The organism is Streptomyces sp. NBC_00704, from assembly GCF_036226605.1.
Lineage (GTDB): Bacteria > Actinomycetota > Actinomycetes > Streptomycetales > Streptomycetaceae > Streptomyces.
Map to the genome: position 1 here is coordinate 4,503,847 of NZ_CP109000.1, position 25,506 is coordinate 4,529,352.

The following is a 25,506-nucleotide window of genomic DNA, read 5'->3' on the forward strand; positions in this document are numbered from 1 at the left end:
CATGGTGCGGACAGCGCGCCGCCTTAGCTCAGATGGCCAGAGCAACGCACTCGTAATGCGTAGGTCTCGGGTTCGAATCCCGAAGGCGGCTCTGCCGAAGCCTCAGGACTCACTCGCCGTGACCTGGGGCTTTTGCTTTTTCCGGGGCGGAATCGGGCATGGGGAGCCGTACGGCGGGGGCACCGTGGAAGTGCCTGCGTGAGCGATGCGTGAGCGGAGTCGCTCGGGGACCTACTTCTTGGGCTTGCGGCGTGTGACCTTCTTGGCAGGCTTGGCCTGGGCTTTCGCCTCGCTCTTCCGCTGGCCGCCCTTGCCGGCGTTCTTGGCCGCGGCCTTCCTTGCCTTCTCCTTCTTCGCGGCCTTACGCGTGGCCTTCTCGGCCTCGGCCTTGCGCTGGAGGGGACGGCCTTCGCGGTCGCCTCGGCGGCGCTCTTGCCCACGTGGGGGAGCACGCTCTGGTAGATGTCACGCGTGATCCGGGTGTCGCTGTGCTCGAGGGTGTCCGACACGATGGCGATGTCGGCGGCGAGCGTGAAGGTGGCAGCGCCGTGCCGCGCATCGTGCAGGCGGATCTGCGGGAGGCCGGAAGCGGCAACCAAGCGCTCGAAGAGGTCGGTCACCTTGCCGGGGCGGAGCCAGGAGCCATCCGTGGTCGGCCGACTCCGGGTCGGCTTCCTGCCCCCTGGCCGTGCCGTCGGGGTGGGGTGGGGGGTTCGGGTGTTGTGTCCGGGGATCGTCCCTTGGCCGGCGGATTCCCGGCCGGGAAGCGGGAGTTGGCGGCGGGGAAATGGCGATTGACAGCGTGAACCAGCCAACCAGATAGTCATCTTCACATTATGAAGATTGTATGAGAGGTCTGGCGTGGCTGAAAGAACTCGGGGGAGAGCTGCCGTCGGCGCTGTCTCCCTACTGGTCGGGGCGTTGCTCACCGGCCAGATACCAGGGGCGTCCCTGCCCACCGCGGTCGCGCAGTCCTCGGACACGGCGGGGACGGGGTCCCGGGTCGCCGACGATCCCGCACCGGACACCCTTTCCCCCGCCGTCGACCGGGCGCGGGAGCAGGCCCGGAAGGCCGGCAAACGGGTCGAGGTCGTCTCCGAACGCGGCGCGAGCCGTGAGCTGTTCGTCAATCCCGGCGGCACCCTCACCGAGATCACGCACCTGGAACCGGTGCGCACCCGGCGGGCGGGCCGGTGGGTCGACATCGACACCGGTCTGCGGCGGGTGGACGGCGTGGGCATCGCGCCCGTGGCCGCCGCCAACGACGTGGTGTTCTCGGCGGGTGGCAGCAAGGACCCGCTGGTCAGGATGGTCAAGGCGGGCCGCGAGCTGTCCTTGTCGTGGGCCGGGGCCCTGCCCGCGCCGGTGCTCTCCGGGTCGTCCGTGACCTATCCGGAGGTCCTGCCGGGGGTGGACCTGCGGATGACCGCGGAGCCCGACGGCTTCTCCCAGGTCGTCGTCGTCAAGAGCGCCGAGGCGGCCGCCAACCCCGCGCTCGCCGAACTGCGGCTGCCCATGACGGGCAAGGGGCTCACCGTCCGTCCCACCGCCGACGGCGGGCTCCAGGCGGTCGACTCCCAGGCGGGCGGTGTGGCCTTCGAAGCCGCGCAGCCGGTGATGTGGGATTCCCGCGAAGCCGGAGCGAAGACGAGCACGGGCACGGAGGCCGGGGGTACGGTCCCCTCCGCCAAGTCCGCGCCCTCCGCCAAGTCCGCACCTTCTGTCGCGCCCTCCGTCAAGTCCGCGGCCGGGAAGGCTGTTTCGGCCGCCGCTCCCGTTGCCGACGAGCTGTACGAGGGGCCCGGCGAGACCTCGGCGCGGGCCGACGTGGACGCCTCGGTGTCCGGGAACGCCCTCCTCCTCACCCCCGACCCGGAGCTGCTCTCCGGCGGGGACACGCACTACCCGGTGTTCATCGACCCGTCCTGGTCCTCGCCGCGCGCGTCCGCGTACGCGATGGTCTCCCGCGCCTACCCCGACTCGGACTTCTACAAGTTCGACGGCGCCGCCGACTCGGGCATGGGCTTCTGCCCGCCGAACTTCACCGGTCTCAAGTGCGCGCCCAACGACGCCAAGCGGCTCTTCTACAAGCTGCCCGTCACCAGTTTCGCGGGCAAGAGCATCACCAGCGCCGAGTTCGTCGTGCGGGAGACGTTCGCCTACAACTGCACCAAGCAGCCGGTGGAGTTCTGGCGCACCAAGCCGCTCACCTCGACGACGTCCTGGAACGACCAGAAGGCCTCCGGCTACTGGATCGACCAGATGCCGACCGTGACGGCGGCCAAGGGCGCGACCGCCTCCTGCCCGGACGGCGACCTGGAGTTCAACGCCAAGGACGCGGTCGCCTGGGCCGCCGCCAACAAGCAGACGTCGCTCACCTTCGGTCTCAAGGCCCCCAACGAGAGCGCCGAGAACCAGTGGAAGCGCTTCGCGGGCAACGGCTTCCTGCGCGTCGAGTACAACAACCCGCCGAACCAGCCCAAGCAGTCCCAGCTGACCATGTCTCCCGGAGGGACCTGCACGCTGGCGCCCAAGGCCGTCAACGTCATTCCCAAGGCGACGGCCGTCCTGTCGGACCCCGACAAGGACCAGGTGTACGCCGAGTTCAAGGTCGAGTGGGACGCGGGCGACGGCTGGAAGCAGCACTGGGACTCCGGCCGTATCGGCCCCAAGGCCTCCGGGCAGGCGTACACGATCACGCTCCCGTCGACGATTCCGCAGAACACCAAGACGGCGTGGAGCGTGCGCGCCTCGGACGGCAAACTGTGGGGACCCTGGAGCTACGCGGGTGACACCCAGACCGGCTGCTACCTGACCTACGACTCCAAGCACCCGGCCGCGCCGACCGTGGCCTCCGCCCAGTACCCCGCCTCGCACACCGACGACCCGCTCGATCCCTGGCTGGACGGCGTCGGACGCTACGGCCGCTTCACCATCGACTCGACCGCGGCGGACGTGACCAAGTACTGGTTCGGCCTGAACGCGGACCCGACCTCGGCCAACGAGCGCAAACCCGCGTCGCCCGGAGCGCCCGTCTCCATCGACGTGATGCCGACCCGGCCGGGGCTCAACACCCTCTACGTGCAGGCCTGGGACGCCAACAACAACGACAGCACGATCGGCTCCTACCAGTTCCGGGTGGCCACCGGCCAGTCCGAACGCGCCGCCTGGACCCTCGACGCCCCGGCCGGCTCGACGCAGGACCCGGGCGACGGCGGAGACCGTCCCGCCCAGCTGGACGGAACCGCGGCTCTCGGTGAACCGGGCGTGCGCGGCACGGCCCTCGCCCTGAACGGCGACGCGGCCACGGACGGTTACGCGGCCGCCGGCCCGCATCTGCTGGAGACCGACGGCGACTACACCGTCTCCACCTGGGTGCGCCTCGACTCGGACGCCGGCACCGCCACGGCCGTCAGCGTCGACGGCACCTACCACGCGGGCCTCTACCTCGGGTACGAGGGAGGCAGCAAGCGCTGGGCGCTGCGCGTGCCCACGAAGGACGCCGCGGGCGCCGGCTTCGCCGTCCAGCAGGTGCTGTCACCGGCCGCGCCGGAGATCGGCAAGTGGACCCACCTCGCCGCCGTGCGGGACGCGACGGCCGGGAAGTACACCCTGTACGTGGACGGCGTCGCGGCCGGCACGTCCGCCGTGTCCACCCCCTGGCACGCCGCCGCGAACCTCCAGTTCGGCCGGGCCAAGTACAACGGGGCCTACGTGGACCCGTGGAAGGGTGCCATCGACGAGACCGCCGTCTACGACCGTCCGCTGGCCGCGGCGGACATCGGCCGGCTGGCCCGCCAGGAGCCGGTGACCACCGGCCGTCCGGCCAAGGCGGTCTGGAGCTTCGACGACCCCGCCTCCTCGCGGGTCGCGCGCGGCGCGAGCCAGGTGAACCCGCTCGTCCTCAAGGGAACCGGCGCCGCGTTCGGCGTCCCGGGGAACGTGTCCGGCGCCCTGGACCTCAGCTCCGCCTCGGGCGGCTACGCGAGCACCGCCGGACCGGCGGTCAACACCCTGCGCAGCTTCTCGGTGGCCGCCTGGGCGAAGCTGCCCCGGACGGAGTCGGACACGGCGCAGATCATCGCGACCCAGGCGGGCGCCCAGCAGAGCGGCTTCGAGCTGTACTACTCGGGCTCGTACCGCCGCTGGGTCTTCAACCGGTACAACTCCGACACGGCCGGGGTCCAGCCCACCCGGGCGATGGCCAACCTCGGCAAGCCCGCCGCCGACCAGGTCTACCCCGGCGACAGCTGGCACCACCTCCTCGGCGTGTACGACTCCACGCTGAAGGAGCTGCGGCTCTTCGTGGACGGCGGCCTCGTCTCCACGGTGCCGTTCACGCCCGCTCCGTGGGACGCCACCGGCCCGGTGCAGGTCGGCGCGGGATCGTACGGCGCACGGCCCGACTCGTTCTTCAAGGGGCAGATCGACGACGTGCGTCTGTACGACCGGGTGGTCTCCAAGGACGAGGCCGGTGACCTGTTCAAGCAGCATCCGCAGGTCAAGGGCCGCTGGAAGTTCGACGCCACGACGGCGGGCACGCCGGCCTCCAGCCCGGACGACACCGCAGGCAAGCGGTCCGCGGTCCTGGCCTCCCAGGCCGCCGTGCAGCCCGGCGCGGGATGGGTCGGCGCGGGCGGTCTCGTCCTCGACGGACTGGACGACTACGCCGCCGCCCCGACGGTCCCGGTGAACACCAAGGAGAGCTTCACGGCCACCGCCTGGGTGACCACCGCGGCGCGTCCGCAGAAGAAGGTCACCGTCCTGTCGGCGGAGGGAGCCGTCAACAGCGCCTTCACCGTGCGCTACGCGCCGGACCCCGCGGACCCGGAGAACAGCGGCGGCTACGAACTGGAGCTGCCCGGCGCGGACACGGCCGGCGCGGCCCGGCCGGTGGTACGGCACTCGGCCTTCCAGTCGGAATTCGAGTGGGACCACCTGGCCGTCGTCTACGACGCCTTCGCCGACGAGGCGCGGCTGTACGTCAACGGTCATCTGGAGCAGGTCGAGGACGCCATGTCGTGGCGGGCCAACGTCCAGCCGTTCCAGGCGACCAAGCAGCTGCAGTTCGGACGCAACAAGGAGAACGGGACCACCGGCGAGTACTGGCCGGGCGTGATCGACGACGTGTGGATCTTCTCCGGCGTGGCGAGCGAGGCCCAGATCGCCAAGCTCGGCAACGGGGAGTCCCTGGACACGGTCCCAGGCCCGTGACCCGCAGGTAGCAGGTAGCTGTCCGCGATCCGCGATCCGCGATCCGCTGTCCGCAGTCCGCGATCTGCGATTCGTGACCCGTAGCTCGCACCCTTCCGGACGGTCGCGGCGACGCGTTCCCTCCCGGCCCGTGGGCCCGCATCCGGCGGGCCCACGGGCTCCGCACGCGACCGGACCGACCCCACCCCACCCACCAACGTAAGGACCATTCGGGTTGTCCAGACCCATACGGCCGCCTCGCGCGGGCCGCTTCCTCCGGTACACCACCCTGGCGGTGACCGCGCTCATGGCCGGCTCGCTGCTCCAGGCCGAGCCGGCGCTGGCCGCGCCGACGTCGGGCGGCGTCCGGCACACCTCGCCCGTCGAGGCCGACCGTCCCGTGCCCGGCAAGGCGCTCAAGACCAAGCCGCGCAAGGCGGACGGGCTGGCGCGGGGACCGCGCCGTGCGCCCCGCGCCGCCTGGCCGGCGGCCGGCTCCGCACTGGTCGAGCTGCCCACGACCACCACGACCACCGGGGCCACCACGACCACCCCGGTCGCCCCCACCAATCCGTCCGCCCCCTCCGCCTCGTCCGCCTCCTCCGCCCCGTCCGCCCGGGTCCCGTACGCGGGTCGGAAGGCGGCGGGCGCGAAGGGCGCACGACCCGCCGTCGCACAACTGCCCGTGCCCGGCCTGCCCGTCCGGCTGTCGGCCGCCCCTGCGGCGACCGGCTCCGCCAGGGCCCAGGTGCGGCTGCTGCCCAAGGACACCGCCCGCGGCCTCGGCCTCGACGGCGTCCTGGTGTCCGTCGCCGCCGCCGGTCCCGCGAAGGCGTCCGCCGGCGCCCGCAGCGTCGGCGTCAGCATCGACTACTCCGCGTTCGGGGAGGCCTACGGCGGCGACTACGGCGCGAGGCTGCGCCTGGTCACCCTGCCCTCCTGCGCGCTGACCACGCCGAAGCTGCCCCGCTGCCGTACGACGACGCCGGTGGCCGGGCGCAACGACAGCGAGAAGCACACGGTCTCCGCGGACTCCGTCGCGCTGCGTCCCGCCGCCTCCGCCGTGCTCCTCGCGGCGGTGGCCGACCCGGACGGCGGCTCCGCGGGCGCCGGCGACTACACCGCGACCCCGCTGTCGTCGTCCGCCGCATGGCAGACCAGTCTCCAGACGGGCGACTTCTCCTGGTCCTACCCGCTGACCGCGCCGACCGTGCCCGGCGGACTGCTGCCCAAGCTGTCCGTCGGCTACTCCTCCGGCGCCGTCGACGGCCAGACCACCTCCAGCAACAACCAGTCCAGCTGGGTGGGTTCGGGCTTCGACATGAACACCGGCTTCATCGAACGGCACTACAAGCCGTGCGGCGAGGACGGCTCCTGGAGCAGGGACGACGCCCCCGGCGACCAGTGCTGGGGCTACGACAACGCCACCATCAGCTTCAACGGCCGCGCGGGTGAACTGATCCCGGCCGGCAAGGACGTCTGGCGGATCCGCAACGACGACGGGACCCGCGTCGAGAAGCTCAGCGACGCCGCCGGGCGCGCGAACGGCGACAACGACGGCGAGTACTGGAAGGTGACGACCACCGACGGCCTCCAGTACTTCTTCGGCTACAACCGCCTCCCCGGCTGGAGCACGGGCAAGCCCGAGACGAAGTCCACCTGGACCGTGCCCGTCTTCGGCAACGACGCCGACGAGCCCTGCCACCAGGCCACCTTCGCCGCGTCCTGGTGCCGGCAGGCCTGGCGCTGGAACCTCGACTACGTGGTCGACCTCCAGGGCAACGCCATGTCGTACTGGTACGACCCGGAGACCAACTCCTACGGCCGCAACCGCGTGGCCGCCGACGACACCTCCTACGAGCGCGGCGGCGTCATCGACCGCATCGAGTACGGCCGGCGCAGCGACACGATGTACTCCGCCAAGGCGGTCGGCAAGGTCGTCTTCACCAACACCGAGCGGTGCATCGAGGCGACGGCCGCCGCCTGCGCCGCCACGGAGATCGAGAAGAACCCCAACCGGTGGGAGGACACGCCCTACTACCTCAACTGCAAGGCGGGCACCGACTGCGACAAGGGCCGCTTCTCGCCGTCCTTCTGGTCCCGCAAGCGGCTGACCAAGGTCACCACGCAGGTCCTTCAGCCCTCGGGCGACTACGCGGACGCCGACGCCTGGACCTTCGCGCAGAAGTGGGGCGACGCGGACATCGACCGCTCCCTGCTCCTGGAGTCGATCCAGCACACCGGCCTGTCCGCCACCCCGTCGATCACGCTGCCCAAGGTGACCTTCGGCTACAAGCAGGGCCCCAACCGGCTCGACCGGCTCGGTGACGGCATCGCGCCCTTCATCAAGTACCGCCTCGCCAACATCTCCGACGAGTCGGGCGGCTCGATCGACGTCGCCTACTCGGAGCCCGAGTGCGACTTCGCCGCACTGCCCGCGCCCGAGACCAACACCACCCGCTGCTTCCCGCAGTACTGGCAGCCCGCCGGCGCCCCGGACCCCGTCCGGGAATGGTTCAACAAGTACGTCGTCACCCAGGTCGTCGCGACCGACCGCACCGGCGGCTCCGACGACATGGTCACCAGGTACGCCTACCTGGACGGCGCCGCCTGGCACTACGCCGACGACGACGGACTGACCAAGGAGAAGTACAAGACCTGGTCGCAGTGGAACGGCTACGGCCGCGTCCAGGTGCAGTCGGGCGGCTGGGACGGCATGCGCTCGCTGAGCGAGCACTGGTTCCTGCGGGGCATGGACGGCGACCGCAAGAACGCCGCCGGCGGCACCAAGGCGGTGACCGTCTCCGACGGCGAGGGCGGCAGCCTCACCGACCACGAGGCCTTCCAGGGCACCGAGTTCAAGACCGTCGACTACACCGGGCCGGGCGGCACGGTGGAGAGCAAGACCGTCACCACGCCCTGGCGGAAGGAGACCGCCAAGCGGGTGCGGGACTGGGGCACGGTCACCGCGAACCTGACCGGCACGGCCGCGACCCGCACCTGGGACCGCAAGCACGACGGCGGCTGGCAGCAGACGTCCACCACGTCGAAGTACGACGACCTGGGACGCGTCATCGAGGACAGCGACCTCGGTGAGGCCGCGTCCGGCGACGAGCAGTGCACCACCACCCAGTACGCCGACAACGCCACCACCTGGCTGCGGTCCCTGCCCAAGCAGGTCGAGGTCCTCGACGTGCCGTGCGGCACGGCCGTCACCTACCCCGCCCACCTGCTCTCCCGCAAGCGCAACACCTACGACTCCCTCGCCTTCGGCGCGGCGCCGACCCGCGGCCTGCTCACCAAGCAGGAGGAACTGGTCGGCTACACGGGGACCACGCCCGACTACCGCTGGAAGACCAGCGCCTACGACGGCTACGGGCGGGTCAAGTCCACCGCCGACTCCTCGGGGGCGACCAGCACGACCGTCTTCACCGCGGCGACCACCGCCAAGCCCGCCACGCTCACCGTGACCGGCACCGAACTCGTCGCGGGCACGCCGTCCAGCGCGCAGTCCGTCGTGACAGAGTTCGACGGCGTCCGTTCGCTGCCCACGGCCTCGATCGACGCCAACGGCCGGCGCAGCGACGCCGAGTTCGACGCGCTGGGCCGGCTCACCAAGGCCTGGCTCGCCAACCGGCCCAAGGCCTCCAGCCCCACGCCGAGCCTGGAGTACGGCTACCGGATCGCGGAGGGCGACATCGCCGCGGTCGTCGCCCGGAAGCTGACGAACGACGGCGGCCAGCAGTCGTCCTACATCCTCTACGACGGCTGGCTGCGGCCACGGCAGTCGCAGTCCGCGGGCCCCGACGGCGGCCGGCTGATCGACGACACGTTCTACGACAGCCGCGGTCTGGTGGCGCGCAAGTACGCGCCGTACTACGCGGCCAAGGCGCCGGAGCCCAAGCTCTTCGGCGTGACCGAGCAGGGCTCGGTGGACACCCAGACGGTCAGCGAGTACGACGGCCTGGGCCGCCAGACCGTCAGCCGGACGCTGCGCGGCAACGGCGTGGGCGTGGAGCTGTCCCGCACCACGACCACCTACAGCGCCGACCTCGTCACCGTCGACCCGCCGGAGGGCTCCACGCCGACCGCGACGGTGCTCGATGCGGCGGGCCACACCACCGAGCTGCGCGAGTTCCACGGAGCCTCGCCGGCCGGCGCCTACGACAGCACCCTGTACGAGCACGACGCCGACGGGCACCTGACGAAGGTCACCGCCCCCGACAAGACGGTCCGCACCTACACCTACGACCTGCTGGGACGTCAGCTCACCTCCACCGACCCCGACTCGGGCGCCACCAGGACGACCTACGACGACGCGGACCGGGTCACCACCGCCACCGACGTCGCCCGTCAGAAGACGCTCGCGTTCGTCTACGACCGGCTCGGCCGGCACACCGAGACCCGTGAGAACTCCGTCACGGGCCCGCTGCTGGCCTCCTGGACCTTCGACACCGTGCGCAAGGGTTACCTGGGCAGCTCAACCCGCTACGTCGGAGGCGCGGGCGGCGCCCGGTACACGCAGACGATCAACGCCTACGACAACCTGTACCGTCCGCTGCGCACGACCGTGTCGATCCCGTCCACGGAACCCGGACTGGGCGGCTCCGCGGGCGTCAGCTACCAGACCAACACCACCTACAACCTCGACGGGACCGTCAAGTCCGCCAGCTACCCGGCGGCGGGGAACCTGCCCGCCGAGGTGGTCGCACCGACCTACGACGGCCTCCAGCGCGTGGTGAAGGCCGAGGGCCTCAGCACATACGTCGGCAACGCGCGTTACAGCCTCACCGGGAAGCTGGAGGAGCTGGAGCTGGGCGACGCGGGCAAGCGGGTCTGGATCAACAACACGTACGAGCCGGGCACCCAGCTGCTGTCCACCAGCCGCGCCGAGCGCGAGGGCGTGGCCGGGGTCGACCGGGCGGTCACCTACGCCTACGACGAGTCGGGCAACGTCGACTCGGTCACCGACGCCTCCCGTCAGGGCACCGACCGGCAGTGCTTCCGCTACGACTACCTCCAGCGGCTGACCGAGGCGTGGACCCCGGCCGGGGACTGCGCGTCGGCCCCCGCCGCCACCGCCCTCGGCGGACCCGCGCCCTACTGGCAGTCGTACACCTACACGGCGGCGGGCAACCGCGACACCGACACCCGGCACGACCCCACCGGGACGACCGCGGGAGACGTCACCCGCACCTACCGCTACAACGAGAACGGCAAGGGGCAGCCGAACACCCTGACGTCGGTCTCCTCGACGGGAGCCGTCACCGGCAAGGACACGTTCACCTACGAGCCCGGCGGCGGCACGGAGTCCCGCACGCCGAGCGGCGGGGCGAAGCAGACGTTCGCGTGGGACTCCGAGGGCAACCTCGCCTCCGTCACCGAAGGCTCCGCGACCACCCAGTACCTGTACGACGCCGACGGCAAGCGGCTGATCAGCCGCGGTCCCGGCGGTGTGTCGACGCTGTACCTGGGAGCCACGGAGATCACCTGGACGAAGGCCACCGGGAAGACGACCGCCCGGCGGTACTACGACCTCGGCGGCGCGAGCGCCGTGCGTCAGGACGACGGCAAGGTCTCCTTCGTCGTCGCCGACCCGCACGGCACCGGTGAACTCGCCGTCGACGCCGCCACCCAGGCCCTGGTGCAGCGCCGCACCATGCCGTTCGGCGAGGTCCGCGGCACGGTGCCGCCGGCCGGAAGCTGGCCGGGCACCAAGGGCTTCGTCGGCGGCACGCAGGACGCGACCGGATTCACCCACCTCGGGGCCCGCGAGTACGAGCCGGGGACGGGCCGCTTCCTCAGCGCCGACGCGGTGATCGACCCGACGGACCCGCAGCAGCTCAACGGCTACGCCTACGGGCACAACAACCCGCTGAAGCGCAGCGACCCGACGGGCAACTACGACCCGGACATGATGGCCTGGTGCCAGGACAACCCCGGCAAGTGCCAGGGCGGCCGGATCATCCCGAGCAAGCCCTCGAAGCCCAAGAAGAACCCCAACCCCGGGATGGGCAAGAAGCGCGCCCATATGCCGACGGTGCAGAACGAGCGCCTCGAGAAAATCATCAAGGAGCTGTACATCCGGCCGCAGGTGGCGGACAAGGATGTGGTGGGCGACGGAAAGACGGCCACGGCCCTCATCGAGGAAATGAACGAGGGCAAGGGCTTCGGCGGTGACGGAACGAAATGGCACATCGAGAAGACGGTCGACAAACTCGGCGGCCTTCGCGATCTGCTGGAGGACGACCGCAAGGCCAAGGAGGACACCGGAAAGGGAATCCTCTCCGACTCCGACCGCAAGGTCGCGCTCAACGAGTCGAAGGAACTCTGGACGGCCCTCAACGCGGACGACGTCGCCGGGGCGGTGACGAAGCGGGTGAAGGCGTCCGGCTACGACAAGACGGTGTCCAAGCTCGTCAAGTCCGTCCTCTCGGCGGAGTCGATGAGCGAGGTCACCGGGCAGAAGTTCGCCATTCCCGAGAACCTGCACCCGAAGGCCCCGCAGCGGGCCGTGCCCACCGGCGAGAGGGTCAAGGGCCGGGGATTCGCCAAGGCCTTCGGGGTGGTGGGCGGCGCCGCCAGCGTCGCGCAGTTCCCGGTGGACGTCTACAACTACGGCGTCGGGGAAGCGGCGAAACGGCTCAGCGAATCCCTCACGGACCCGCTGAACGTCGTGCCCGACGGTCAGGGCGCGGGATGCGTGTTCTTCAATGACTGCTATGTGGTGACGCCGATGGCGTGACCCGTCGGACACCTGTCACGGACAGCCACCGGCCGGGAGGACCTCCCGGCCGGTGGCGTATCATCGTCCAGCGCAATAAGAAGGAGTGTGGGCGTGCAAGGGATATCCTCCGACGACCTGTTCCCGCAGCTTCTGCGACTGCTCCCGGAAGTGGAACCGTATGTCGAGCAGGCGGCCGCCCGTCACGATCTGAGCGTTTCCGACGTGACCCACTGGGAGCAGCTCAACACCAGTCCGGGAACGCTCCTGTCCGACGTTCTCGCTTATCCGCTGTTTCAGCCCCTGATGGAATCCCCGGAGATCGACGCGGAAGGGGAGGATTTCCTCAAGCGGTGTTTCGAATTCATCGAGGCGCTCGAGGAGGATCCCACGGGCCGGCTGACGGACACCGCTTATTTCACCTTCGTGGAGTCCTTCCTGGAGAGCAGGGAGGTGCTCGACCGCGCCTTCCGCTTCGCCTGGCCGAGGACCCGGGCGGCGGCCCTGTCCATGCTGCGCGCCTGGAACGTCCCCGTGGACCCCTCCTGGGAGCACCCGTCGGGCGAACACCCGCCGGAGTAGATCCGCCGGGGGATCACGGCGGATCACGGGGGCTCGAGACAGGGGGTGGCCGGGGACGTCCAGGGCGTCCGAGGCGTCAGAGCGGTGACCGGGCGTCGGAGCGGCGCCCCGGTGTCAGCCCAGCAGCCGTACCGGTGCTCCCGCCAGATAGGCCCTGATGTCCTCCACCGCCTGCCCGTAGTACCGCTGGTAGTTGGCACGCGAGACGTAGCCGATGTGCGGGGTGGCCAGCAGGCGGGGAGCGGTGCGCACGGGGTGGTCGGCGGGGAGGGGCTCCACGTCGAAGACGTCCACGCCGGCGCCCGCGATCCGGCCCTCCCGCAGCGCCGCCAGCAACGCGTCCTGGTCGACGATCGCCGCGCGCGAGGTGTTGACCAGGTACGCCGTCGGCTTCAGCAGGGCGAGTTCGGCCGGGCCCAGCAGGCCCCGGGTGCGGTCGCTCAGCGCCAGGTGGACCGACACGAAGTCGCTCCCGGCGAGAAGCGCCTCCTTCGACGGGGCCCGTCGCACACCGACCTCCGCCGCCCGCTCCGGTGTCAGGTTCTGGCTCCACGCGCTCACCTCCATGCCGAAGGCGAGTCCCACCCGGGCCACCGCGCTCCCGATCTTCCCCAGGCCCAGCAGGCCGAGCCGGCTGCCGTGGAGGTCCGCGCCGACCGTCGACTGCCAGGGCCCGCCCTCCCGCAGGGCCGCGTTCTCCCGCACCAGCCCCCGCGCGAGGCCCAGCAGCAGCGCCCACGTCAGCTCGACCGGCGGCGTCGACGAGCTCTGCGTGCCGCACACCGTCACGCCGTTGGCCTTCGCCGCCGCGTAGTCGATCACCGAGTTGCGCATGCCGGAGGCGATCAGCAGCCGCAGCCGGGGGAGCCGGTCCAGCAGCGACGCGGGGAAGGGGACCCGTTCGCGCAAGGTGACCACGCAGTCGAACCCGGCCAGCGCCGCCGCGAGTTCGTCCTCGTCGCCGACGTGCCGGGTGAAGGGGACCACTTCCAGCTCATGGCCGGGGGCCGACCAGTCGGCGAGGCCCGTGGCGACGTTCTGGAAGTCGTCGAGTACGGCACAGCGGAAGGGCACGGCGTTTCCTCCAGGCGGTGGTCTTCGAGGCGGCTCTTGTTCCTGGGTCTTCATCGTGACTCTTCTCCCAGGTGGGAGGGGCCGTCCCCGAGATTACGGGGGGAGACGTGAGCGCCCGAGTCCCGCCCCTGCCGTCGGCCCGGTGGAAGGGGCGGAACGGGGGCTGTCGGAGCGGCGGCGGCATCTGAGGCACCATCTAGGTGCACGAGGCAGCCGCGGCGCACACGGAACGCGGCCGCCGTCGACAACCGGACGGAGTGAGAGGGACATGGTGGACGTGGGGGACGCGGTCGGCACGGGAGACGCGGCGGGGCCGAGGATCGCCGTCGCCGTGGTGACGATGGGGGACCGGCCCGCCCAGGTGGACGCCCTGCTGGAGTCGGTGGCCAAGCAGGACCTCGCCCCCGCCCGCATCGTGATCGTCGGCAACGGCTGTGTGCTCCCCGAGTTCGCCGCGCGGCTCTCCCTCCCCGGCGAGGTCACCACGATCGACGTCGACGAGAACCTCGGCTGCCCCGGCGGCCGCAACGTCGGTCTGGCCCGGCTGCGCGAGTTCGGGGACGTCGACGTCGTCGTCGAACTGGACGACGACGGGCTGCTCGTCGACGCCGACGTCCTGCGCCGCGTCCGCGACCTGTACGCGGCCGACCCGCGGCTGGGCATCGTCGGCTTCCGCATCGCGGACGAACACGGGGAGACCCAGCGCCGGCACGTGCCGCGCGTCGGCGCCTCCGACCCCTTGCAGGGCGGGTACGTCACCGGCTTCCTCGGCGGCGGCCACGCCCTGAGCACGGCCATGCTCGAGGAGACGGGCGACTGGCCCGCCGAGTTCTTCTTCGCCCACGAGGAGACCGACCTGGCCTGGCGCGCCACCGACGCCGGCTGGAAGATCCTCTACGCGCCCGAGCTGCTGCTCCAGCACCCCAAGACCTCGCCCGCCCGGCACGCCATCTACCACCGTGTCACCGCCCGCAACCGGGTCTGGCTCGTCCGGCGCAATCTTCCGCTGCCGCTCGTCCCGGTCCACCTGGGGGTCTGGATCGCCGTCACGCTGCTGCGCACGCGCTCGCTCGCCGGACTGAGGGCGTGGTTCGGCGGGTTCGCGGAAGGCGTGCGGAAGCCCGCGGGCCCGCGCCGGCCCATGAAGTGGCGGACGGTGTGGCGGCTCACCCGGCTGGGCAGGCCGCCGGTCATCTGAGTCCGCGGGCCGTCCGGGGCACAGGGCGGGCCTCGGTCGTTCACCTCCGACGACCGAGGCCCCCTATGCCCCCGAAACCGGCCGCAGCGGCGACACTCCCCCGAGCTGCGCGTCGATACGCGCGCGCCGTCGGGCCGGATCCGAGAGTCTGATCACACCAGGCCGCGCCAACGGATCGCTAACATGTGGCCAATGGTTCGCCGCGTCGTCGCTGGTCATCTGGCCTGAAGTCGCTGGACGACCCGGGGCGCCGGCCGCACCGACGGCCGTCTCCGACGGGCATCGCCCGGTGCACCGCCGGGCCCCGGGTGGCGGGAAACCGGCGGCCGGGGGCGGAATTCCGCCAGCACGGCGGGGTACCCGCCCGGAGCGCGGGCGACTCGACAGGGCGACCCGGCGGGGGCCGGGCGCGGAAGGGCGATGGGCGGCGTGATGCGGCGGTACGGGCTGCGGTTCGGGCTGCTGGGCCCCCCGGTCCTCTACCCGGCCGGCCTCGCGGACCTCGCCGACGCCGCCGAACCGGCCGACCTGGCCGAATCGGCCGAACCGGTCGATTCGGCGGAGGCCGCCGCCGGATCCGGGAGCGTGGCCACGCCCTTCACCGGGCACGCGGCCCACCCCCACCCCCACCCCCACCCCCACCCCCACCCCCACCCCCGGCCCGAAGCCGGCGCCGCCGCCTCCGGGGACGTCCGACGCGCCCGCGCCCCCTACGAGGCCGTCCGCAGCCCCAAGGTGCGCGCGCTGCTGGCCGCCCTGCTCCTGGAAGCGGGCCGGACCGTCCCCGTCGACTCGCTGAAGGAGGCCCTGTGGGGCGGCGCTCCGCCGGCGTCCGCCCAGGCCTCGCTGCACAACCACGTGACCCGGCTGCGCCGGCTGCTCGACGACCCGCGACGGCTGCGGGCCGTGGGGTCCGGCTATCGGCTCCGGGTGGAACAGGGCGAACTCGATGTCCATGTCTTCGACCGGCACGTCGCCGCCGCCCGTGGTGCGCACGCCGCCCGGAACTGGGAACGGGTCCTGTGCGAGTGCGCGGCGGCGCTCGCGCTGTGGCGGGGCGCCCCGCTCAGCGGGCTCCCCGCCGAACTGGGCGGATACGCCTTCGTACGACGCCTGCGGGAAGCCCGGCTGCTCCTGCTCGAATGGCGGCACGACGCCGAACTCGCCCTCGGGGACGGACGGTTCGAGCACCGGCTGCCGGAGCTGACGGCCCTGGCCGCCGAACATCCGCTGCGCGAGTCCTTCCACCGCCAGCTGATGCTCGCCCTGCACCGCACCGGCCGCCAGGCCGAGGCCCTCGCCGTCCATCGCGACCTGCGCACCCGTCTCGTCGAGGAACTCGGCGTCGAGCCCGGCCCGGCCGTCCGCGAGGCCCATGTGGAGGTCCTCGGCCCCACGGCCGACGCCCCCGCCGCCACCGGCGCGACCGCACCCGCGCTCTCCGTCGCCGGTCCCGCGGCCCGGTCTGCCGCTTCCGCCGCTGCCGCTTCCGCCGCCGCCTCTTCCGCCGTTGCCGGGCCCGAGGGCTCCGAGGATGAGTCCAAGGGCAGGTCCGAGAGCAGGTTCGAGGTCGAGGGTGAGGGCGAGCCCGCGGTCCGGCGGGTGCGGCACGCCCGCCCCGCCCAACTGCCCCCGCCCCCGGCCTGCTTCATCGGCCGCGTCGACACCCTGCGCCGGCTCCGCGGCACCCTCGCGCCGGGCGTCGGCGAGGTTCTGAGAGAAGGGCTCGACGACGGATCCGACGGCCGGCCTGGCGACGGGCCTGGCGACGGGCTGGGGGAGGGTCTCGGCGGGCGGGGTCCGGCCGTCGTGGTGCTCAGCGGCACCGCCGGCGTCGGCAAGAGCGCGCTTGCGCTGCACGCCGCGCACGCCATGCGGGAACGTTTCCCCGACGGTCAGCTCTACGTCCACCTGCACGGCGCGACTCCCGGCGTGACCCCGCTGACCGCAGGCCAGGCGCTCACCGCCCTCCTGCGCGACCTCGGAGTCGAACCCTGCCGCATCCCCGAACACCCCGACGCGGCGGCCGCGTTGCTGCGCACCGTGCTCGCCCCCACCCGCACCCTGATCGTCCTGGACGACGCGGCGACCGCCGCCCAGGTCCGCCCACTGCTGCCGGCCGGCGCCGGGTGCGCGGTGATCGTCACCAGCCGCTCGCCGCTGACCGCCCTGGACGGCGCTCACCGCGTCCCGCTCGCTCCGCTGTCCGCCGGGGACAGCGCCGCGCTGCTGCGGGCCGCCGCCGGCCCCGGCGAGGGGCGGGCGGAGCTGGGCGCGGGCCACCCGCTCGTCGGCCTCACCGGCCGCCTGCCGCTCGCCCTGCGCGTCGTCGCCGCCCGCCTCGCCGCGCGCAGCGCCCTCACGCCGGACATGCTGGCCCGTCAACTGGCAGAGGCGGAGAGCAGGTTGGCGCATCTGGAGTACGACGACCTCAGCGTCCGCCGGTCCCTGGCCGTGGCGCACGACGCGCTCGCCGCCTCGGAGCGCGAGGCCGACCGGGACGCGGCCCGGGTGCTGCGGCGCATCGGCGCGCTCGACCTCCCGGAGTACGGCGTCCCGCTGCTGTCCCGCCTCCTCGACGCCGACGAGTCCCGCGCCGAGGCCGCCCTGGACCGTCTCGTCGACGTGGCCCTGCTGGAGGAGCGGGCCTACGGCCGCTACACCCCCCACGACCTGGTGCGCGACTTCGCCCGCGAACTCGCGGCGACCGGCCCCGAGACAGATCCGGCAACCGGTCCCGCAACCGGTCCCGCGACCGGGGCTGCGGCCGGGGCTGTGGCCGGACTTGCGACCGGGCCTGTGGTCGGGGCTGCGGCCGGTCCCGCAATCGGGCCTGCGGCCGGTCCCGCGACTGGGCCCGCAACCGGGCCGGTGGCCGGGGCTGCGACCGGGCCCGCGACCGGCCGGCAGGTCCGGGCGCCCGCCGTCGCGCGGGCCCGGACGGTCGCCCTGCACTGGTACGCGGCCGTGGCCGAGCGTGCGCTGGTCGCCGTCGTCGAGGCGGGTCTCGATCTGGAGGACCGGCGCCGGCCGACCTCGGCCCAGCCCGTCGCCCATACGGCGTATCTCGCGGGGGCGCCCGCCTTCGCCGGCCCCGAGGAGGCCTTCGGGTGGGTGGAAACGGAGCTGGAGAACATCGTCGCCCTGGTGGCGGGCAGCGCGGCCGGGGCAGCCGGAGCGGCTGGGGCGGCCGGGGCAGCCGGAGCGGCCGGGGCAGCTGGGGACGTCGAGGCGGTGGGGCGGGTCGAGGCGGTGGAGGGGGCCGGGGAAGTCCGGAAAGTCCGGGAAGTTCGGGGAGTCGGGTCGTCGGCCGGTTCGGCCGCTTCCGAGCCGGGGCTCGTCTCCACGTTGCTGCGGCTTCTGCTGCCCTGCCTGCAACGGCGCGGACGGGTCGCCGAGATGGAGGTGCTCGGGCGGACCGCGCTGCGGGTGGCGCGGCTGCTCGGCGACGAGGCCGCCGAGGCCTACGCACTGGGCGACCTCGCGGGCCTGCACTTCCTGACCGGCCGCCAGAGCGACGCGCTCGACCTCAACGGCCGCGCCCTGGCCATCTGGCTGCGGCTGGGCCGCCTCTCCTGGATCCGGCGCTGCCTCAACAACCGGGGCCTGCTGCTGGAGGCGCTCGGGCGGTACGAGGAGTCCGGGACGGCGCTGCGCCACAGCCTCCAGCTCTCACGCCGGCTGGGCGACCCGCACGGCGAGGCCGTGGCCCACAGCCATCTCGGCAACCTGTACGAGCACACCGACCCGCGCGCCGCCATCGAGCAGCACCGGCGGTCCCTGGCCATCGGGACCGGAATCGGTGCCGTCATCGTGCAGCACTCGGCGCACTGCAACATCGGCTACGCCCACCTCGCGCTGGGGGAGCCGGCCGCCGCGCTGCCGCACTTCGAGGAGAGCCTGCGCCTTCTCGGCGCGCACGGGGACTGGCACGGCGAGTCGCAGACGCGGCTGGGCCTCGTGCGCGCCCTGCGCCCGCTGGGCCGGGCCGAGCGCGCGCTGGGGGAGTGCGCCGAGCTGCTGCGCCGGGCCGAGGCCCGCGCCGACCGCTACACGGCCGCGCTGGCCCGCCACCAGCACGGTCTGCTGCTGCGGGAGCGGGGAGAGCAGGAGCGCGCGTTCGAGGAGTGGCGGTCGGCGCTCGACGCGCTGGACGGCACGGACGAGACGGCGGTCGCCGTGGAGCTTCGCGAGCTGCTCGCCGGCCGGGGCTGACTACTTGGCGTCGGCATAGCACTCCACCACCGCGACGGTGAACGGAAACCGCACCGGCGTCTCCCCGAAGGTGAGCCGCCCGGCCAGGTCGGAGGCCTCGCGGATCGCCGCGGCCACCTGCTCGGCCTCCTCCTCGGGACAGTGCACGATCACCTCGTCGTGCTGGAAGAAGACCAGCTCGGCGGCCATCCCGGCGCAGGCCTGGCGCAACGCGGCGAGCATCAGCAGCGCCCAGTCGGCCGCGCTGCCCTGGACGACGAAGTTGCGGGCGAAGCGCCCCCGCGCGCGGGCGTTGGTCGACGCGTATCCCGGCACCCATTCCTGTCCGTCGCCCTCCCCGCCGTCGCCGTCGCCCCGCCGCCGTCTCGCCGCGTGGCTCGCGCCGGGGCCGTCGGCGTCGTCCTCGGGGAGCGGGATGCCGGCCTCCTCCGACCCCGCGTCGCCGGTCCGGGCCGCGGGCGGGCAGGTCCGGCCCAGCCAGGTCCGCACCAGCCGGCCCTCCTCGCCGGCCTTGGCGGCCTCGTCGACGTAGGCCACCGCGCGCGGGAAACGGCGGCGCAGCGCCGCGAGGTTCTTCAGGCCGTCGCCGGAGGTCTGGCCGTAGACCGCGCCGAGGACGGCCAGCTTGGCCTGGCCGCGGTCGCCGGAGAAGGCGCGCTCGGAGACGGACTGGTAGAGGTCGCTCTCCCGGCCCGCGACCTCCATCAGCCCGGGGTCGCGGGAGATCGCCGCCAGCACGCGGGGCTCCATCTGGTCGGCGTCGGCGACGACGAGCCGCCAGCCCGGGTCGGCGACGACGGCTCGCCGGATGATCTTGGGGATCTGCAGCGCGCCTCCGCCGTTGGTCACCCACCGGCCGGTGACGGTGCCGTGCGCGAGGAACTCCGGGCGGAACCGCCCGTCGCGCACCCAGTCCTGGAGCCAGGACCAGCCGTGGGCCACCCAGATGCGGTACAGCTTCTTGTACTCGATCAGCGGCTTCACGGCCGGGTGGTCGAGGGACTCGATCTCCCAGCGCCGGGTCGACCGGACCCTGATCCCGGCCTGCGCGAAGGCCTTGACGACGTCGGCGGGCAGGTCGGGGCGGACCCGGCGGCCGAAGGCGGCCGAGACCTCGTCGGCCAGCTCGGCCAGCCGCCGGGGCTCGCCGCCGCCCGCGTAACGCTCGCCGAGCAGGTCGTGCAGGACCGCGCGGTGCACCGGGGCGCTCCAGGGCAGCCCGGCCCGGTTCATCTCGGCGGCCACCAGCATCCCGGCCGACTCGGCCGCCGTCAGCAGCCGCATCCGCTCCGGGTGCAGCGTCAGTTCGTGGCGCCGCTGCTGGTCGGCGTAGACGGCGAGAAGGTCGTCGAGGGGCAGCCGGGCGGCGGCCCGCGCTTCGAACAGCGATGACTGCGCGCCGGGGGCGGCCGCGCGCGAGGGCGGATCAGGCGGTACGGGACCGCCGCGCAGCCGGGCCAGTGCGGCGGCCGCCGAGCGGGGTTCGCCCGACCGGCCCTCGTGGCCCAGCAGAAGCGTCTCGGCGTCCTCCACGTCGTAGCACCGCTCCACCCGCACCCCCGCGGCGAGCAGCGACGGATAGACCTCGGCCGTGGAGCGCCAGACCCAGCGGGCGACGTCGGGCCGCTCGCGCACGGCACGGGCGAGGTCGGGCTCGCGCAGCACCGGCCCGGCGGGCAGCCCGCCGGGGCCGAGGGGGGCGAGTTCCACACCGCCGTCCTCGGCCGGGGCGAGAGCCCACCGATCGGCCATGCTGCGAGTGTGGCAGGAGGGTCTGACAACGGCCCTGCTCAAGCCCGGCGGCCGTCGCCTGCCCGCCGTCACCCTCTCGCCCGCCCCCGGATTTCGCGTCCCCGGGCTTCGCGTCCCCGGGCTTCGGGTCCCCGGATTTCGCGTCCCCGGGCTTCGCGTCCTCGGGCTTCGGGTCCCCGGGCTTCGCGCCCCCGGGTTTCTCGTCCGGCTGTCCGCCTCCGGTCTCGCCTACTCGGCCGCTTCGTCCGCCTCGCCCGCGTCGTCTGCCTTCACCAGCCCGGCGAGGGCCTCCGCCACGAACCTCTCGGTCGCCGCCTTGCCGACGCCGAGGCCGCTGAGCACGCCCTCGCCGTTCTCGTGTTCCAGCAGGGCCAGCAGCAGGTGCTCGGTGCCCACGTAGTTGTGGCCGAGACGGAGCGCCTCGCGGAAGGTGAGTTCGAGGACCTTCTTGGCGTCCGTGCCGTACGGCACCAGCTCCGGCGGCTCCTCGACGGCCGACGGGAGCGCGGCGGTCGCGGCCTCGCGCACGGCGTCCGGGGAGACGCCCTGCGCGGCGATCGCCTTGGCGGCGAGGCCCTCCGGTTCGGAGAGCAGGCCGAGGACCAGGTGCGCGGGCAGGCCCTCGGCGTTGCCGGCCGCCTTGGACGCGTTGTGGGCCGCCATGACCACGTTGCGCGCGCGGGGCGTGTAGCGGCCGAAGTTCTGGTTGGCGTCCAGGTCGGACGACTCCCTCGGGACGAACCTCTTCTGGGCGGCCTGCCGGGTGACGCCCATGCTGCGGCCGATGTCGGTCCAGGAGGCGCCCGAGCGGCGGGCCTGGTCGACGAAGTGGCCGATGAGGTGGTCCGCCACGTCGCCGAGGTGATCGGCGGCGATGACGGCGTCCTGGAGCTGTTCCAGCGGCTCGTCGTGGACTTTCTTGATCGCGTCGATGAGGTCGTCGAGACGCACGGACGACGTGGTGGCGGGGCGTGAATCGGTCATGTGTCAACCTTAGGTTGACAGTGGAGGGGTGTCAACCCGAGGTTGTCACTCGCGAGGGTCGTGAGTGCCCCACACGCGGGGGCGTCCTCACGGGGCGGAGGCGTCCCCACGGGGGCGGAGGCGTCCCCACGGGGGCGGAGGCGTCGTGCACGCACGGAGGCGTCCTTCCGCGCACCTGGCTCCCTCCCGCGCGTGGGGGCGGCGCCGTCCGCGTGGCACGATCGACCGGTGAGCAGCACCAGTGACAGCCCGGCCGACACCGTCGAACGCGCCTTCCGCGCCGCCCTGCACGACAGCGCCGACGCCGCCCTCGACACGGGCGCTTCCCTCCTCGCCGCCGACCCGGCGACGGACGCGGAACTCACGCGCCGGGGTGTGGAGTTCGTCGCGGCGCTCTGGCGTCGCGGCTGGCAGCCCGCGGACGCGGTGCGCATCGTCCGCCGGGAGCTGGACGTCGTCCACGTGGGCCTGGTGACGGCGCTGATCCGCGCCCACGCGCGCGACGACCGCGCACGCGGCAGGCGCTGGGCGGACCAGCTCGCGGAGCTGCCGGCCGGCCCGCCGGCGTCCGCCGACCGCTTCTCGCACGCCACCGCGGTTCTGGAGCTCTACCGCCTGCTGCTGCGCCTGCCCGCCCTCGAACCCCTCCAGGAGCGCCAGCCGCACCGGTCCGCACGCCCCGGGACCCACTCGCGCATGCTCACCCGCATCCGCGCCCTGCTGGCCAAGGCCGAGGCGACCGGGTTCCCGCAGGAGGCGGAGGCGCTCACCGCGAAGGCGCAGGAACTGATGGCCCGGCACAGCGTCGACGAGGCGCTGCTCGCCGCCCAGGCGCCGGACCCGGACGCGCCCGGCGCCTGCCGGATCGGCGTCGAGCCGCCCTACGAGCAGGCCAAGGCGGTGCTGCTGGACGCGGTCGCCGTCGCCAACCACTGCCGGGCGGTGTGGAACGAGCCCTTCGCGTTCTCCACGGTGGTCGGGTTCGAGGCCGACCTGGAGGCGGTCGAACTGCTCTATACGTCGCTGCTGGTGCAGGCGCAGTCCGCGATGGCGAAGGCGGAGGCGGCCCAGCGGTCCGGGGGGCGCAGGCGGACCAAGACCTTCCGGCAGTCCTTCCTCGCCGCGTACGCCCACCGCATCGGAGTCCGGCTGGGCGAGATCGCCGCGGCCGCCGAGACCGCCGTCGACGACGCTCTGCTGCCGGTCCTCGCCACGCGCGCGGTCGCGGTCACCGCCGCGACGGACCGGATGTTCCCGCAGACGGTGTCCACACGTCTGCGCGGGGTCACGGACGAGGCGGGCTGGACCGAGGGCGCCGAAGCGGCCGACCGGGCCAGGATGCGCTCCCGGCCCCGCCTGCCCTGACGCCCCCGGCCGCCCCGCCGCCCCCGGCGCAGGTCAGTCGCCCGCCTGCGTGAAGGCGCTCACCGTGGCGTCCGGCACGCCCTTGCTCTTCAGCGCGACGTCGCCGTACGACCAGTCGAAGCTCACGGTGGACGAGGCGTCCGGCAGGCCGTACTTCACCGTCTTGACGGCGAGGCTCTTGTCGCCGCCCTTCTCGCCGCGCACATAGGTGATCGTGAACGAGGCGGTCCCCTGTGCCGGGAGGGTCAGGGTCTGCGCCGCGGCGGCGCCGTCCTCGGCCACGGTCGCGGAGTCGCCGTCGGCCTGCAGAGCCACCTTGGGGAAGCCCTTGAGGGTGCACTGCGCGCCCTTGTTGGTGAGCGTGACGGTGACGTTGCCGGTGTCCCCGGTGGCGGGTGCGGCGTCGACGGGGCCGACCTCCTGGCCGAGGCCGTCGGCGGCACAGGCGCCGCCGGCGGGGCCGGACGAGCCGGCGGCCTTGCTCTCGTCGCCGCCGGAGTCGCTGTCGTCCCCGCCTCCGCAGGCGGTGAGGAGCAGGGCCGCGGCGAGGGCGGTGACGGTGATGGGAAGGGCGCGCATGAGGGATTCCTAGGGTGTCGTGACGGTGCTCGATGGATCATCACGCACGCGTGCGGCGACGCTGCGCGCGCCCCCCGCTTCCGTGACGGCCCGATCACTCACGCGCACCCGACGACCCGCACCGCCCTGACGACCCGCACCGCCCCGGCACCCGCACCGCCCCGCCAACCGCGCCGACCGACCACCCGCGCCGGCCGTACTGCCGAAGACGGCCCGGCTGTCGGGACCTCCTCGGCCGCAGGAGCCGCCGCCGACCGTCCGGGACGGCCCTCAGCTGCCCGCGCGATCCCACGTGCCGTCCGACTGCCTCCAGTCGCCCGAGTCGCCCCCTCGGCCGTCCGACTGCCTCCAGTCGCCCGAGTCGCGCTCTCGGCCGTCCGGCTGCCTCCAGTCGCCCGAGTCGCGCTCTCGGCCGTCCGGCTGCCTCCAGTCGCCCGAGTCGCGCTCTCGGCCGTCCGGCTGCCTCCAGTCGCCCGAGTCGCGCTCTCGGCCGTCCGGCTGCCTCCAGTCGCCCGAGTCGCGCTCTCGGCCGTCCGGCTGCCTCCAGTCGCCCGAGTCGCCCCCTCGCTCGCCCGAGCCGCCCTCGCTTGCCCGAGCCGCCCTCGCTTGCCCGAGCCGCTCCGGGCTACCTGAGCTGCCGTCGGTTACCCGGGCCGCCGTCGGCCGTCCGAGCCGCTTGCAGCCGCCCGCGTGATCCTCGGCCGTCCGCGTGATCCACGGCCGTCCGCGCGCCCCTCGGCCGTCCGGGCCGCCCTCGGCTAGCCGAGCCCCGGTGTCGGCAGTCCGGAGGGCCACTGGCCGCCCTGCGCCTTGGCGAACGTCTCCTTGCCGGCCGCGCCGGACCAGGTCACCTTGAGGGACTTCGCGTCGACGGAGTCGACCATCCCGGTCGTCCGGTCGTCCTTGCCGGCGCTGCACTTGAGGCGGATCATCCGCATGCCCGCCTCCTCGCCCGCCGTGCCGCTGCACACGGCCCCGCCGGTCACGAAGAGGGCGGCCTGCCTGCCCGTGACGATCAGGGCGACGGCCTTGCCGTCCGTCGTGGCGAGCCAGCTCCCCTCCAGTTCGTGGGAGGCCGACGCCGAGGCGGAGGCCGACGCGCCGCCCGTGCCGCTCGCGCCGCCGGTGTCCGCGGTCGCCGTCGCGGACGGCGTGGCCGGGGAGCCGTCGGACCCGCCGCCGTCGCTGCACGCCGTGAGCGTGAGCGCGCCCGCCAGCGCCGCCGCCGCGGCCACCGCGCGGACCGACGGACGGGACGTGCCCCGCGAGAAGATCGCCGAAGTCACTGCTGGCTCCCAAGCTGTGCTGTAGCGGGCCGGCCCGGTCGGCGGACGCGAGGACCGCGCGGGCCGAGGGTCCGCAGCAAGCTACCAGCAAGCCCCGGCGGAGTTCCGGGGCCGCCCGTGGCCTACCAGGACGCCTTCCGCACCCCGGGCAGCCGCCCGGCGTGCGTCTCCTGGCGCAGCCCCAGCCGGGACAGCCCGAACCTGCGGAAGTACCCGCGCGGGCGCCCGTCGACCTGGTCGGTTGCCTATCCGCGTCGCACCGGCGTGGGCGGGGCTGGGCGTGCAACTCCTGCTGTGCTTCGCGCCGTTGCGTGTCGGTCGTGGAAGGCAGCCGGACGATCTCCTTCAGCTCGGCCCGGCGGGCCGCGTAGCGCGCCACGCTCGCGCGGCGCCGCTCGTTCTTGGCGATCTTGCCCTTCTTGGCCATCAGATCCGCACCCCACGCGCGCGGATGCGCGCCACGGCCGGCTCGACGCCGATCGCGTCGACGGTCCTGACGCCCTTCGTGCTCAGCCGCAGCCGGACGTGCCGGCCCTCGCCCGGCAGCCACTCGC

General features: G+C 73.4%; 11 protein-coding genes, 1 tRNA gene and 3 pseudogenes. 7 read left to right on the forward strand and 8 right to left on the reverse strand.

Going from position 1 to position 25,506, the window contains the following annotated elements:
* The first annotated feature begins 17 nt into the window (after window positions 1-17).
* A tRNA-Thr gene (locus tag OG802_RS19710) sits at window positions 18-91 on the forward strand.
* Between the two features lie 140 nt (window positions 92-231).
* Here OG802_RS19710 and OG802_RS19715 read toward each other — a convergent pair.
* Window positions 232-647, reverse strand: a pseudogene (locus OG802_RS19715) (site-specific integrase); the annotation flags it as partial.
* A gap of 214 nt (window positions 648-861) precedes the next feature.
* On the opposite strand from OG802_RS19715, the gene OG802_RS19720 reads away from it, so the two are divergent.
* The 3 genes from OG802_RS19720 to OG802_RS19730 all read left to right on the forward strand — a co-directional run bounded on the left by OG802_RS19720 (window position 862) and on the right by OG802_RS19730 (window position 12,499).
* Window positions 862-5,214, forward strand: a complete 4,353-nt coding sequence (locus tag OG802_RS19720; protein WP_329412283.1) for a LamG domain-containing protein — start codon at window positions 862-864, stop codon at window positions 5,212-5,214.
* Window positions 5,215-5,428: 214 nt separating this feature from the next.
* The gene (locus OG802_RS19725) at window positions 5,429-11,938 is read left to right on the forward strand and encodes an RHS repeat domain-containing protein (protein ID WP_329412285.1); all 6,510 of its coding nucleotides are present in this window, start codon (window positions 5,429-5,431) and stop codon (window positions 11,936-11,938) included.
* A gap of 87 nt (window positions 11,939-12,025) precedes the next feature.
* Complete coding sequence (locus OG802_RS19730; RefSeq protein ID WP_329412286.1) at window positions 12,026-12,499, forward strand: hypothetical protein; 474 nt, start codon at window positions 12,026-12,028, stop codon at window positions 12,497-12,499.
* Window positions 12,500-12,613: 114 nt separating this feature from the next.
* Here OG802_RS19730 and OG802_RS19735 read toward each other — a convergent pair whose 3' ends face one another.
* On the reverse strand, window positions 12,614-13,573 hold the full coding sequence (locus OG802_RS19735; protein WP_329412288.1) for a D-2-hydroxyacid dehydrogenase family protein: 960 nt from the start codon (window positions 13,571-13,573) through the stop codon (window positions 12,614-12,616).
* A gap of 268 nt (window positions 13,574-13,841) precedes the next feature.
* On the opposite strand from OG802_RS19735, the gene OG802_RS19740 reads away from it, so the two are divergent.
* Together OG802_RS19740 and OG802_RS19745 are read left to right on the forward strand one after the other, a co-directional pair.
* Window positions 13,842-14,771, forward strand: a complete 930-nt coding sequence (locus OG802_RS19740) for a glycosyltransferase family 2 protein (RefSeq protein ID WP_329412290.1) — start codon at window positions 13,842-13,844, stop codon at window positions 14,769-14,771.
* 420 nt (window positions 14,772-15,191) lie between these two features.
* A complete protein-coding gene (locus OG802_RS19745) occupies window positions 15,192-18,986 on the forward strand; it encodes an AfsR/SARP family transcriptional regulator (RefSeq protein ID WP_329412292.1) in 3,795 nt (1,264 codons plus the stop codon).
* Here OG802_RS19745 and OG802_RS19750 read toward each other — a convergent pair whose 3' ends face one another.
* Window positions 18,987-20,738: a bifunctional 3'-5' exonuclease/DNA polymerase gene (locus OG802_RS19750; protein ID WP_329412294.1), complete on the reverse strand. Its 1,752-nt coding sequence runs from the start codon at window positions 20,736-20,738 to the stop codon at window positions 18,987-18,989.
* Between the two features lie 228 nt (window positions 20,739-20,966).
* Window positions 20,967-21,722 (reverse strand): Clp protease N-terminal domain-containing protein, encoded by a 756-nt coding sequence (locus OG802_RS19755; protein WP_329412296.1) that lies wholly within the window; start codon window positions 21,720-21,722, stop codon window positions 20,967-20,969.
* A 228-nt stretch (window positions 21,723-21,950) separates the two neighbouring features.
* Here OG802_RS19755 and OG802_RS19760 point away from each other — a divergent pair, with 228 nt between their 5' ends.
* The gene (locus tag OG802_RS19760; protein WP_329412298.1) at window positions 21,951-23,087 is read left to right on the forward strand and encodes a DUF2786 domain-containing protein; all 1,137 of its coding nucleotides are present in this window, start codon (window positions 21,951-21,953) and stop codon (window positions 23,085-23,087) included.
* A gap of 33 nt (window positions 23,088-23,120) precedes the next feature.
* Here OG802_RS19760 and OG802_RS19765 read toward each other — a convergent pair whose 3' ends face one another.
* The 4 genes and pseudogenes from OG802_RS19765 to OG802_RS19780 form a co-directional block, all read right to left on the reverse strand.
* Window positions 23,121-23,666 (reverse strand): DUF4232 domain-containing protein, encoded by a 546-nt coding sequence (locus OG802_RS19765; protein ID WP_329412299.1) that lies wholly within the window; start codon window positions 23,664-23,666, stop codon window positions 23,121-23,123.
* Window positions 23,667-24,424: 758 nt separating this feature from the next.
* Entirely contained in the window at window positions 24,425-24,952 is a 528-nt protein-coding gene (locus tag OG802_RS19770; RefSeq protein ID WP_329412301.1) for a hypothetical protein, read from the reverse strand.
* A 122-nt stretch (window positions 24,953-25,074) separates the two neighbouring features.
* Window positions 25,075-25,379 (reverse strand): annotated as a pseudogene (rpsN, locus tag OG802_RS19775) (30S ribosomal protein S14).
* Window positions 25,379-25,501: pseudogene (locus OG802_RS19780) on the reverse strand (50S ribosomal protein L28); the annotation flags it as partial. The pseudogenes rpsN and OG802_RS19780, both read right to left, overlap by 1 nt.
* Between the last annotated feature and the right edge of the window lie 5 nt (window positions 25,502-25,506).